The sequence below is a fragment of the Methylobacterium sp. 13MFTsu3.1M2 genome (assembly GCF_900112625.1).
Lineage (GTDB): Bacteria > Pseudomonadota > Alphaproteobacteria > Rhizobiales > Beijerinckiaceae > Methylobacterium.
In genome coordinates this window covers 20786-32563 of the sequence record NZ_FOMM01000019.1, presented here as the reverse complement: position 1 = coordinate 32563, position 11778 = coordinate 20786, and the positions used below count along the sequence as shown (strand labels likewise).

11 protein-coding genes are annotated in these 11778 nt (G+C 71.3%); 10 read left to right on the top strand and 1 reads right to left on the bottom strand.

Annotation, left to right across the window (positions count from 1 at the left end):
- Nucleotides 1–19: 19 nt before the first annotated feature.
- The 3 genes from phnC to phnE (BM314_RS19245) are packed head-to-tail and all read left to right on the top strand — an operon-like array spanning nt 20 to nt 2456.
- On the top strand, nt 20–826 hold the full coding sequence (phnC, locus tag BM314_RS19255; RefSeq protein ID WP_244539981.1) for a phosphonate ABC transporter ATP-binding protein: 807 nt from the start codon (nt 20–22) through the stop codon (nt 824–826).
- Entirely contained in the window at nt 823–1644 is an 822-nt protein-coding gene (phnE, locus tag BM314_RS19250) for a phosphonate ABC transporter, permease protein PhnE (protein WP_091979581.1), read from the top strand. The genes phnC and phnE (BM314_RS19250) overlap by 4 nt, the downstream gene beginning before the upstream one ends.
- A complete protein-coding gene (phnE, locus tag BM314_RS19245) occupies nt 1641–2456 on the top strand; it encodes a phosphonate ABC transporter, permease protein PhnE (protein ID WP_042671111.1) in 816 nt (271 codons plus the stop codon). The genes phnE (BM314_RS19250) and phnE (BM314_RS19245) overlap by 4 nt, the downstream gene beginning before the upstream one ends.
- Nucleotides 2457–2468: 12 nt before the next feature.
- Here the strand turns inward: phnE (BM314_RS19245) and BM314_RS19240 are convergent, their stop codons facing one another.
- Nucleotides 2469–3890, bottom strand: a complete 1422-nt coding sequence (locus BM314_RS19240) for a M20 family metallopeptidase (protein ID WP_091979579.1) — start codon at nt 3888–3890, stop codon at nt 2469–2471.
- Nucleotides 3891–4211: 321 nt separating this feature from the next.
- Between BM314_RS19240 and BM314_RS19235 the strand changes: the two genes are divergently transcribed.
- The 7 genes from BM314_RS19235 (at nt 4212) to BM314_RS19205 (ending at nt 11738) form a co-directional block, all read left to right on the top strand.
- On the top strand, nt 4212–6002 hold the full coding sequence (locus tag BM314_RS19235; protein ID WP_091979578.1) for a peptide ABC transporter substrate-binding protein: 1791 nt from the start codon (nt 4212–4214) through the stop codon (nt 6000–6002).
- Between the two features lie 16 nt (nt 6003–6018).
- Nucleotides 6019–6978 (top strand): ABC transporter permease, encoded by a 960-nt coding sequence (locus BM314_RS19230; RefSeq protein ID WP_091927930.1) that lies wholly within the window; start codon nt 6019–6021, stop codon nt 6976–6978.
- Nucleotides 6944–7876, top strand: coding sequence for an ABC transporter permease (locus BM314_RS19225; protein ID WP_091979577.1), 933 nt, complete (start codon nt 6944–6946; stop codon nt 7874–7876). Before BM314_RS19230 ends, BM314_RS19225 begins: the two co-directional genes overlap by 35 nt.
- Before the next feature lie 2 nt (nt 7877–7878).
- A complete protein-coding gene (locus tag BM314_RS19220; protein ID WP_091979574.1) occupies nt 7879–9738 on the top strand; it encodes an ABC transporter ATP-binding protein in 1860 nt (619 codons plus the stop codon).
- Nucleotides 9739–9938: 200 nt separating this feature from the next.
- Nucleotides 9939–10493: a SiaB family protein kinase gene (locus BM314_RS19215; RefSeq protein WP_091979572.1), complete on the top strand. Its 555-nt coding sequence runs from the start codon at nt 9939–9941 to the stop codon at nt 10491–10493.
- A gap of 13 nt (nt 10494–10506) precedes the next feature.
- Nucleotides 10507–10896 carry a DUF1987 domain-containing protein gene (locus tag BM314_RS19210; RefSeq protein WP_012321503.1) on the top strand — a complete coding sequence of 130 codons (390 nt, stop codon included), beginning with the start codon at nt 10507–10509 and terminating at the stop codon, nt 10894–10896.
- Entirely contained in the window at nt 10893–11738 is an 846-nt protein-coding gene (locus BM314_RS19205) for a GGDEF domain-containing protein (RefSeq protein ID WP_082557813.1), read from the top strand. Before BM314_RS19210 ends, BM314_RS19205 begins: the two co-directional genes overlap by 4 nt.
- Nucleotides 11739–11778 lie beyond the last annotated feature (40 nt).

The following is an 11778-nucleotide window of genomic DNA, read 5'->3' as shown; positions in this document are numbered from 1 at the left end:
TCAGGCGTTGACGTCGGCCGTGACGGCGAGGAGCGCGGCGCGCGCGGTGGCGGCCGGACTCGAGGGCGATCCCGGCGCCCTGGTGATCCGGGGACTGACCAAGGCGTACCGGGCCGGCCAGCCGGTCCTGAAGGGCATCGACCTCGTGGTGCCGGGCACCGGGCTCACGGCGATCATCGGGCCGTCCGGTACCGGCAAGAGCACCCTGATCCGCTGCATTAACCGGCTGGTCCAGCCGACCTCGGGGGAGATCCTGTTCCGGGGCGAGGACCTCGCCCGGCTCTCCGGCCCCACCCTGCGCCGGGCGCGCCGCCGGATCGGGATGGTGTTCCAGGAGTACAACCTGGTCGAGCGCCTCTCGGTGATGGAGAACCTGCTCTGCGGCCGCCTCGGCTACGTGCCGGCCTGGCGCGCGTGGCTGCGGCGCTTCCCCGAGGCGGACATCGCCCGCGCCTTCGACCTCCTCGACGCGGTCGGCTTGTCGGGCTTCGCCACCCGCCGGGCCGACGCCCTGTCGGGCGGGCAGCGCCAGCGCGTCGGCATCGCCCGGGCGATCATGCAGGAGCCCGAGATCGTGCTCGCCGACGAGCCGACCTCGTCCCTCGACCCGAAGAGCTCCGTCGAGATCATGGAGATCCTGTCCCGGCTCGCGGCCGAGCGCGGCGTGCCGGTGGTGGTCAACATCCACAACGTGGCGCTCGCCCAGCGCTTCGCCGCGCGGATCGTCGGCATGTCGGGCGGGCACGTGGTCTATGACGGGCCGCCGGACCGGCTGAGCGAGGCCGACCTGCGCGGCATCTACGGCGGCGAGAACTGGCTCGAATGAGCGCGCCCGCCCGCCCGGCCTCCCCCGACGCCTCCCCCGACGCTTCCCCCGACCGCGTCGCGTTCCGGCCCAACTGGACCGCCCGCGCGGGCTGGGCGCTCCTCGCCGTCTACGCGGTCTACGCGGCGACCCAGCTCGGCTTCTCGCCCGAGCGCTTCGCCGGCGGCCTCGCCCACGGGCAGCAGTTCCTGGCCCGGATGTTCCCGCCGAACTTCTCCCGCTGGGAACTGATCCAGTCGGGGATCCTCGAGAGCCTGCAGATCGCCGTGATCGCCACGGTGGTCGGCATCGCGGTCGCCCTGCCGATCGGCTTCCTGGCGGCCCGCAACCTGATGCCGCCATGGGTGACGTGGCCGACCCGCATCCTGATCGCGCTCTGCCGGTCGTTCCACCCGATCATCGTGGCGATCCTGTTCGTGAAGGCGATCGGCTTCGGGGCGCTCGCCGGCGTCATGGCGCTGATCGTCGCCTCGGTGGGCTTCATCGCCAAGCTGTTCGCCGAGGCGATCGAGGAGATCTCCCTGAAGCAGGTCGAGGCGGTGCGGGCGACCGGCGCCGGCTTCCTGTCGATCCTGATCATGGGCGTGCAGCCGCAGGTGCTGCCGCGCTTCATCGGCTTCGCCACCTACCAGCTCGATTCCAACCTGCGGAACTCGACCATGGTGGGCATCGTCGGCGGCGGCGGCATCGGAGCGACGCTGTTCACCGCCTACCAGCGCTTCGACTTCGACGTGGTGCTGGCGATCCTGATCGTCATCGTCGCCCTGATCATGGTGGCCGAGATCGTCTCCGGCTGGGCCCGCAAGGTGTTCCAGTGAGCGTGGCCCTCGCGCCCGCGTCCGCCGGCCCGCGCCGCTGGCAGCGCTTCCCCCTGTGGAAGCGGCTGGCGCGGCTCGCCTTCACGCTGTGCGCGGTGGCGGCCTTCGTGGCGAGCCTGCGCACCATCGAGGTGATCCCGGAATTCCTCTACGACGCGCCCGACCAGCTGGCCGACCTGTTCGGCCGGATGTGGCCGATGGATGCCGGCTATGTCGGGCCGACCCTGCGGGCGCTGGTGGAGACGCTCCACATCGCGACGCTCGGCACCCTGATCGCCATCGCGATCGCGGTGCCGATCGGGCTGATGGCGGCCCGCAACGTCACGCCCAACCGCGCGCTGAACCTTTTCGCCAAGTTCGTGTTCGTGACCTCGCGCTCGGTGAACTCTCTGGTCTGGGCACTGCTGTTCGTGGCGGTGTTCGGCCCGGGGCCGCTGGCCGGGACCCTGGCGATCGCGCTCCGCTCCGTCGGCTTCACCGGAAAGCTGTTCGCCGAGGCGCTGGAGGAGGCCAATCGCGGCTCGATCGAGGCCCTGCAGGCCGCGGGTGCCGGCCGGATGTCGACGCTGCTTCTCGGCTACTGGCCGCAGGTGAAGCCGGCCTTCTGGTCGATCGCGCTGTTCCGCTGGGACATCAACATCCGCGAATCCGCCGTGCTGGGGCTGGTCGGCGCGGGCGGCATCGGCGTCGCGCTCGATACCGCCCTGAACCTGCTCTACTGGGACCAAGTCGCCGTGGTGCTCGCCGCGATCTTCGGCGTCGTCATCCTGGCCGAGATCGTCGTCACGGCGCTCCGCGCCCGGACGCTCTGAGGCGGGACTGCGTCAGCGCCCCAGCGACATGCCGAGCGGCGGCTCGACCTCCGGCGGCAGCGGCGAGACGTAGCCCGCCGCGCCGACCCGGCGGGCGAGGTCCGCCTTGGCGGCGTCGCGCAGGGCCGCGTCGGTCACCGCCCGGGCCCCGGTGGCGGCCATCGCCTTGGCGACCTGCACCATCGCCTTGTGGGCCGCGGGGGTCTTGCCCTGCGCCACCACCTGCCAGGTGTGGAACGGCGTGCCGATGGCCACCGTGGGCGCGTGGGCCTGGACGGTCGGCACCACCCAGCTGACGTCGCCGACGTCGGTGGACCCCACCGCCGGGTTGCGCAACGCGTCGAGGGGCACGAGGAAGTCGGCGAGCGGCGCCTCGGTGCGCGGCATCCCCACGGCGCGGAACACGGCGTCGATGTCGCCGTCGGTGAGCGTCGCCCGGATCTTGCCGGCGAAGTCCCGGTCGGCGGCGTCGAAATGCGGCGGCCCGAGCTCCTCCATGACGCCGTGCAGCGCCCGCTCCAGGGGATCGTTGCCCAGCAGGTTCGACACCGCGCTGACGATCCGCACCTCGACGGCGGTCTCGGTCATCAGGGCGGCGCCCTGCGCGATCTTCTTCACCCGCTCGACCAGCGCCAGCATGCCGGGCAGGTCGCGGGCCCGGATCGAGTAGCGCACCGTCGCGCCGGCCTGGACGACGTTCGGGGCGATGCCGCCGGCGTCGAGATAGGCGTAGTGGACCCGCGCGTCGGACGGCATGTGCTCGCGCATGTAGTTCACGCCGACGCTCATCAGCTCGACGGCGTCGAGCGCCGAGCGCCCGAGATGGGGCGCGGCCGCCGCGTGGGCGGTGCGGCCGGTGAAGACGAAGTCGGCCCGGGTGTTGGCGAGGGCGACCGGCGGTGCCACCTCCCAGAAGCTGCCCGGATGCCAGGTGATCGCGATGTCGGCGTCCGCGAAGGCGCCGGCGCGGACCATGAAGGCCTTGGCGGCGCCGCCTTCCTCCGCCGGGCAGCCGTAGTAGCGCACGCGGCCGGGCGTCCCGGTCTCGGCGAGCCAGTCCTTCAGCGCGGTGGCGGCGAGCAGAGCCGCCGAGCCGAGGAGGTTGTGGCCGCAGCCGTGGCCGTGCCCGCCCGCCTCCACCGGCCGGTGCTCGGCGACGCCGGCCTCCTGCGACAGGCCCGGCAGGGCGTCGTACTCGCCAAGGAACGCGATGACCGGCCCGCCGTCTCCCGCCTCGCCCATCACGGCGGTCGGGATGCCGGCGACCGCCTCGGTGACCCGGAAGCCCTGGTGGCGCAGCTCGGCGACGTGCTCGGCGCAGGAGCGGCTCTCCGTGTAGCAGACCTCCGGCATGCCCCAGACCCGCTCGGACAGGGCGATCAGCCGTTCCGACTGCGCGTCGACGTGGCGCCACACGGCGTTGCGGTTGTCCATCGGGTCCACTCCGGGAAAGCTGCGCATCGAGGTCGCGCCACCATAGCGGGCTCCGCGCCGTCTTCGCGAGCGCAGCGAAGCGACCCAGGGTTGCGCGCCCTCGGGAAGCGTGGCGCCGCTGGATTGCTTCGCTCCGCTCGCAAGGACGGACACGGCGTGCGCCCTGCTGCTGCCTGACCGCATGCACTGCCCAGGCCATGCTCCTGCCCGAACCAAGCGTCCGTCAACACGTTCCGATTGAACCGTCACTGGCCCGCCCCTTGCCAAGGCCGCTGCCGGAATGTTGCTGTGCCTGTCACGGCGGTAAACGGGAAAGCGTACATGGACGAGCGGGATCTGCGCGGCCTCATCGGGCAGGTGAAGGACGGCCGCCTGTCGCGGCGCGCTTTCGTGCAGCGGATGGTGGCTGTGGGCCTCACCGCGCCCATGGCCGGGCTGATGCTGGCCGGGAACGGGGTTGCGATGGCGGCCGATATCCGGGCCGGCTACAAGCCGACCAAGGCCGGCGGCGGCGGCGCGCTGAAGCTCCTCTGGTGGCAGGCGCCGACGCTGATCAACCCGCATTTCGCCGTCGGCACCAAGGACCAGGACGCCTCGCGGATCTTCTACGAGCCGCTCGCCGCCTGGGACGCGGACGGCAACCTCGTGCCGGTGCTCGCCGCCTCGATCCCCTCGAAGGAGAACGGGGCGCTCGCCGCCGACGGCCGCTCGGTTGTCTGGACGCTCAAGCCCGGCGTGAAGTGGCACGACGGCAAGCCGCTCACCGCCGACGACCTCGTCTTCACCTGGGAATACGCCCGCGACCCCGCCACCGCGGCGGTGACGGCCGGGTCCTACAAGGATTGCAAGGTCGAGAAGGTCGACGACCTCAGCGTCCGGGTCCTGTTCGACAAGCCCACGCCCTACTGGTGCGACGCCTACGTGGGCATCGTCGGGATGGTGCTGCCGAAGCACCTGTTCGGACCCTACAGCGGCGCCAAGTCCCGGGACGCGCCCCAGAACCTCGCCCCGGTGGGCACCGGCCCGTACCGGTTCGTGGAGTTCCGGCCCGGCGACATCGTCCGCGGCGAGCGCAATCCCGACTACCACCTGCCGAACCGGCCCTACTTCGACACGGTCGAGATGAAGGGCGGCGGCGACGCGGTCTCGGCCGCCCGAGCCGTGCTCCAGACCGGCGAGTACGACTACGCCTGGAACATGCTGATCGAGGACGAGGTGCTGAAGCGCCTGGAGACCGGCGGCAAGGGCCGGGTCGACGTGGTCTACGGCGGCAAGCTCGAGTTCCTGCTCCTCAACGCCGCCGACCCGAACGTCGAGGTCGACGGCGAGCGCGCCTCGATCACCACCAAGCACCCCGCCTTCTCCGACCCGAAGGTGTGCCAGGCGATGAACCTCTTGGTCGACCGCAAGTCGATCCAGACCTACATCTACGGCCGCACCGGCAAGCCCACCGCCAACACGGTCAACGGCCCGGAGCGCTTCGTCTCGAAGAACACGAGCTTCGCCTTCGACCCGGCCAAGGCCAACGCGCTCCTCGACGAGGCCGGCTGGAAGAAGGGCTCGGACGGCATCCGCGCCAAGGACGGCAAGAAGCTCAAGCTGGTCTTCCAGACCTCGATCAACGCCCCGCGCCAGAAGACGCAGGCGATCATCAAGCAGGCGGCCGCCAAGGCCGGCATCGAGATCGAGCTGAAATCGGTGACCGGCTCGGTGTTCTTCTCCTCCGACCCGGCGAACCCCGACACCTGCACGCATTTCTACGCCGACATGGAGATGTACGCCTACAGCATGACGCAGGCCGATCCGGCGATCTGGCTGCTCATGTACGCCTCCTGGGAGGTGGCCCAGAAGGCCAACAAGTGGCAGGGCCGCAACGTCGTGCGCTGGCGCAACGCGGCTTACGACGAGGCCTACAACGCCGCCCAGAGTGAGCTCGACCCGGTCAAGCGGGCGGCGCTCCTCATTAAGTGCAACGACCTCGCGGTCTCCGAGAACGTGCTGCCGCTGATCCACCGCGCCGAGGTCTCGGCGGTGGGCGCCACGCTCACGGCGCCCCGCAGCGGCTGGGACAACGACCTGTCGTTCCTGCCCGACTGGTACCGGGAGGCCTGAGCGGGAGCGCCGCGCCATGGGCGCCTACATCCTGCGACGGCTCCTGATCGCGATCCCGAGCCTGCTCGGCATCAGCCTGATCCTGTTCACCGTCCTGGCGCTCGCGCCGGGCGACCCGTTCGGCGAGCTCGCCAGCAACCCGAACGTGCCCCCGGAGGTGCGGGCGGCGCTCCGCGTCAAGTTCGGCCTCGATGACCCGATCCTCACCCGCTACCTGCACTGGCTCACCGCCATGCTGCAGGGCGACTGGGGCTTCTCCTTCGCCAGCCGGGTGAACGTCGACACGCTGATCCTGCAGCGGCTGCCCACGACCCTGTTCGTGGTCGGCTCCTCCCAGGTGCTGGCGCTGCTGATCGCCGTGCCGGTGGGCCTCTACGCCGCGCGCCGGCCCTACTCGCTCGCCGACCAGGTCGCCAACACGCTGGCCTTCGTGGGCTTCTCGCTGCCGACCTTCTTCACCGGCCTGCTGTTCATCCTGCTGTTCTCGATCAAGCTCGGCTGGCTGCCCTTCGTCTACCAAGCCGACCTGCCGGGCTCCGGCCTGCCCTGGGTCTGGGCGAATGTCCGGCAGGCGATCATGCCGGTGGCGGTGCTGGGCTTCTTCCAGGCCGCCTCCTACACGCGCTACGTGCGCGCCTCGGCGCTTGACGTCGCCCGGCTCGACTACGTCACCACGGCCCGGGCCAAGGGCCTGACCGAGGGCACGGTGACCCGCCGGCACATCGCCCGTAACGCCCTGATCCCGGTGGTGACGCTCGTCGCCCTTCAGATCCCCGCGGTGTTCGGCGGCGCCATCGTCACCGAGCAGATCTTCCGGATCCCCGGCATCGGCTCGCTGCTGATCGACGCGATGCTGTCCAACGACACGCCGGTGGTGATGGCGGTGACCTTCGTGTTCGCCGGCCTCGTCATCCTGTTCAACCTCGTCGCGGACCTGCTCTATGGCTGGCTCGACCCTCGCATCGCCCTCCGATGAGGCGCCTGCCCTCGCCCGCGCGCCGGCCTCGCCGGGGCGGGAGACGTGGCGGCGCTTCCGGCGGCACCGGCTGGCGCTCGCCAGCGTCGGCGTGCTGGCGCTCCTCGTCGCCGGCGTGGTGTTCGGCGGCCTGCTCTGGCCGGTTGCCATCGACGACATCGACTTCGCGGCCCAGCTCCAGGGCCCGTCCTGGGACCACCCGTTCGGCACCGACGATCTCGGTCAGGACCTGCTCGCCCGGATGATCTACGGTGGCCGGATCTCGCTCGCGGTCGGCTTCGCCGCCATGGCGGTGGCGAGCCTGATCGGCGTGCTGGTCGGCGCGCTCGCCGGCATGTCGCGCCGGTTCCTCGACCCGGTGCTGATGTGGCTGACCGACCTGTTCCTGTCGCTGCCGCAGCTGCCGCTGCTGCTCCTCGTGATCTACCTGTTCCGCGACAGCCTGAAGGCCGTGTTCGGCAGCCAGGGCGGCGTGTTCCTGATGATCGTCGCGGTGATCGGCGGCCTGCGCTGGATGCCGGTCGCCCGGCTGGTGCGGGCGCAGTTCCTGTCCTTGCGCGAGAAGGAGTTCGTGGAGGCGGCCCGCTCGCAGGGCGCGACGACCGGGCACCTCGTGCGCCGCCACATCCTGCCGAACGCGCTCGGTCCGGTGATCGTGGCGGCCTCGATCGAGGTCTCGTCCGCGATCATCGCGGAATCGACGCTGTCCTTCCTGGGGCTCGGCTTCCCGCCCGACATCCCGACCTGGGGGCGGCTCCTGTTCGACGCCAAGGACCATCTCGACGTCGCCCCGCACTGGGCGCTGTTTCCCGGCGGCGCGATCTTCCTCACGGTGCTGTCGATCAACTTCATCGGCGACGGCCTGCGCGACGCCCTCGACCCGCGACGGGTTCTCTAGCGATGACGGATCCAGTGGACCCGATCCTCTCGGTCTCAGACCTCACCGTCTCCTTCCGCTCGGACGGGCGCTGGCGCGAGGTCGTGCACGGCGTCTCGTTCGACGTGGGCCCGCGCGAGACCGTGGCCCTCGTCGGCGAATCCGGCTCCGGCAAAAGCGTCAGCGCCCTCTCGATCCTGCGCCTCCTGCCGCGGGACGCGAGCCGCATCGGCGGGCGCGTGCGCTTCGAGGGCCGCGAGCTGCTCGCCGCCCCCGAGGCCGAGATGCGGCGGGTGCGCGGCGATTCCATCGCCATGATCTTCCAGGAGCCGATGACCTCCCTGAACCCGGTCCTGACCATCGGCTTCCAGATCGCCGAGGCGCTGATCCGGCACCGGGGCCTGTCGCGGTCCGCCGCCGAGGCGGAGGCGCTCCGGCTCCTCGACAAGGTCCGGATCCCGGCCGCCCGCTCGCGCCTGCACGAGTATCCGCACCGCTTCTCCGGCGGCATGCGCCAGCGGGTGATGATCGCCATGGCGCTCGCCTGCCGGCCGAAGCTCCTCATCGCCGACGAGCCGACCACGGCGCTCGACGTCACGATCCAGGCCCAGATCCTCGACCTCATCAAGAGCCTGCAGGACGAGGAGGGCATGTCGGTCCTGTTCATCACCCACGACATGGGGGTGGTCGCCGAGATCGCCGACCGCACCGTGGTGATGTACCGGGGCCGCGCCGTGGAGGCCGGCCCGACCGCGCGGATTTTTTCCGAACCCACCGAGCCTTATACGCGCGCGCTGCTGGCCGCGGTCCCGCGCCTCGGGACCATGGCGGGCCGGGCCCGCCCGATGCGCTTCCCGGTGGTCGACCGGGCGACCGGCCTCGCGGCACCGACGCCCGAGACCCCCGACACCGTCAGGGCCGCCGAGCGCCCGGTGCTGGAGGTGCGCGACCTGACCACCCGGTTCGACATCCGCTCCGGACTGCTCGGCCGCGTGACCGGCCGCGTCCACGCGGTGGAGCGGGTCTCGTTCAGCCTCGCGGCCGGCGAGACCCTGGCGCTCGTCGGCGAATCCGGCTGCGGCAAGTCCACCACCGGGCGCTCGATCCTGCGCCTCGTCGAGCCGCTCTCGGGCTCGGTCCTGCTCGACGGCGAGGACATCAAGGGCCTCGATGCCGGCACCCTCCGAGCCCGCCGCCAGCGCATGCAGATGATCTTCCAGGACCCGTTCGCCAGCCTCGACCCGCGCCTGAGCGTCGGTGCGGCGGTGGCGGAGCCGCTGCTGATCAACCGCCTCGCCGCGCCCCGCGAGGCCCGGCGGCGGGCGGAGGATCTGCTCGCCCGGGTCGGGCTTCCGCCCGAGACCGCGGCGCGCTTCCCGCACGAGTTCTCCGGCGGCCAGCGCCAGCGCATCTGCATCGCCCGCGCGCTCGCCCTGAACCCCCGCCTGATCGTCGCCGACGAGGCGGTCTCGGCGCTCGACGTCTCGGTGAAGGCGCAGGTCGTGAACCTGATGCTCGACCTGCAGGCGCAGCTCGGCCTCGCCTACCTGTTCATCTCGCACGACATGGCGGTGGTCGAGCGGGTCAGCCACCGGGTGGCGGTGATGTATCTCGGCGAGATCGTGGAGATCGGCCCCCGGGCCGCGATCTTCGGCGATCCGCGGCACCCCTACACGAAGAAGCTGCTCGCCGCGGTGCCCGTGCCGGATCCGGCCCGGCGGGGCGAGCGGCACGCGCTGCCGGACGACGAGATCCGCAGCCCGATCCGGACCCCCGACTACGTGCCGCCGGAGCGCCTCTACCGGGAGGTCGCGCCCGGCCACGTCGTGCAGGACTGGGGCACCGAGTGGGACGCGGGCGCCCGCCAGGGCGCGGCCGCCTGAAGCCGGCGGCCCGGACCCTCGCGCGCGATGCTGCGCGGTCCGCGACAGGATCCAGCGTAAAGCTTGCGGCACTGCTCGCAATACGGGCAATGTTGCTCAGAAAGCGATCAGTACCGGTAAGAAATCTTTGATTATTTCCGCATTAATGTCGGCCCTACACACGCGGTGTGTTGCCGCGATGAAGCGGTCGAGAGGCTTCCTTGCGCGCGAGCGATTTCCGATCCTTCCACGAGGCGTCGAAGCGCAGCGGCGTGATCCTGACGTTCGGCGGAGATCTCTCGGAGAACATCCTGTTCTCGCTCGGGGAAGTGCTGAAGCTGCGCATGCGGCACGAGGAGACCGACGCCGCGGTCGCCAAGCGCGTCTTCTCGATCTTCGTCGAGCAGGCCCAGAACGTGATCCGCTACTCGGCCGACAAGGTCGCGCCCGCCGAGCCGCCGGGCCCCGCCCGGGTCAGCGCCGGCATGATCGCCGTCGGCACCGAGGAGGGGCGGTTCTTCGTGGTCTGCGGCAACGAGGTCGGCAGGACCGAAGTGCCGCGGCTGCGCGAGCGGCTCGACGAGATCGCCACCCTGTCGAGCGACGAGCTCAGGAAGGTCTACCGCGAGAAGCTGCGCCAGCCGCCGGACGAGGGCAGCCTTGGCGGCAGCATCGGACTGATCGAGATCGCCCGCCGGTCGAGCGCCCCGGTCGAGTACGACTTCCAGGATCTGGGCGCGGAGCGCAGCCTGTTCTGCCTCAAAGCCTTCATCTGAGGATCGCACGGACATGGACCGCATCACGCTGCCCCGGACCGAGCGCTCGCCCGAGGTCGATTTCGACTTCGCGTCGGGGCGGCTCGTCCTGCGCGGCGAATCCTACCCGGAGGACGCCGCCGCATTCTTCGGCCCGCTGCTGCAGGCCCTGCGCGGCCACCTCGCGGCGACCGAGGCGAGCCCGATCACCTTCGACGTCGCGCTCGCCTACTTCAACTCGTCGAGCGCCAAGGCGCTGATGAACCTGTTCATGCCCCTGGAGGACGCCGCCGCCGAGGGGCGCCCGGTGACGATCCGCTGGATGTTCGGCGCCGACGACGACGTGATCCAGGAGGCCGGCGAGGATTTCGCGGCCGACTTCGCGCATGCCCGGTTCGAGATGATCGCGAGCGTCCCCGCGTGAGCCCGCACCGGGCGCCGGCCCACGATCTCCTGTCCGAGCCGGCGGACGCCTTCAGCCTGTTCGACACCGAGGAGGCCGTTCTCGGCCGATCCGAGGTGATGCTGGCCCGCCTCGCCGAGGTCGGCGACGGGGTGCGGGAGCTCGCCGGCGCCTACCGGCGCAGCTACCACGAGCAGCGCCGGCTGGTGCGGCTGAGCGACCGGATGCAGCTCGACCTGCACCGCGCCAACCAGCGGATGGCCGAGCAGCAGCGCGCCCTGCGACACCTCAACGACGCCCTCTCGGCGGAGATCGAGCACCGGGCGCGCCTCGAGGCCGAACTCCGCCGCCTCGCCGACACCGACCATCTCACCGACGCCCTGTCGCGCCGCCGCTTCCTGCAGATCTGCGAGGAGGTCTGGGCCCGGACCCAGTCGGGCGACACGCCCTCCAGCGTGCTGATGCTCGACCTCGACCGCTTCAAGCTGATCAACGACCGCTACGGCCACAGCGCGGGCGACACGGTCCTCAAGGCCTTCGTCGAGACCTGCCGCGACAGCCTGCGCGCGGTCGACGTGATCGGCCGCATGGGTGGTGAGGAATTCGCCATCCTCGTCACCGGCACCGTGATGGCCGAGGCGCAAGTCATCGCCGAGGCGCTCCGCCGCGCGGTGGCGCAGCGGCCGGTGCGCCTGGAGCACGGCCCGCTGCCGATCTCGGTGAGCATCGGCCTCGCGGCGTTCGGCCCGAGCGAGTCGATGTCGGCGACGCTCCGGCGGGCCGACGCGGCGCTCTACGCCGCCAAGCATGCCGGCCGCGACTGCGTGCGCTGCGCGGCCGAACCGGGCGCGTCCCTGACCTGAGGCGCCGCGCGCCCGGCCTCGGAGCGGAACCGCTGTGACA

Excerpts from the sequence above, each read along its gene's own strand:
- phnE (WP_091979581.1), top strand. The coding sequence starts at position 823 with ATGAGCGCGCCCGCCCGCCCGGCCTCCCCCGACGCCTCCCCCGACGCT.
- BM314_RS19240 (WP_091979579.1), bottom strand. The coding sequence starts at position 3,890 with ATGGACAACCGCAACGCCGTGTGGCGCCACGTCGACGCGCAGTCGGAA.
- BM314_RS19235 (WP_091979578.1), top strand. The coding sequence starts at position 4,212 with ATGGACGAGCGGGATCTGCGCGGCCTCATCGGGCAGGTGAAGGACGGC.
- BM314_RS19230 (WP_091927930.1), top strand. The coding sequence starts at position 6,019 with ATGGGCGCCTACATCCTGCGACGGCTCCTGATCGCGATCCCGAGCCTG.
- BM314_RS19225 (WP_091979577.1), top strand. The coding sequence starts at position 6,944 with ATGGCTGGCTCGACCCTCGCATCGCCCTCCGATGAGGCGCCTGCCCTC.
- BM314_RS19220 (WP_091979574.1), top strand. The coding sequence starts at position 7,879 with ATGACGGATCCAGTGGACCCGATCCTCTCGGTCTCAGACCTCACCGTC.
- BM314_RS19210 (WP_012321503.1), top strand. The coding sequence starts at position 10,507 with ATGGACCGCATCACGCTGCCCCGGACCGAGCGCTCGCCCGAGGTCGAT.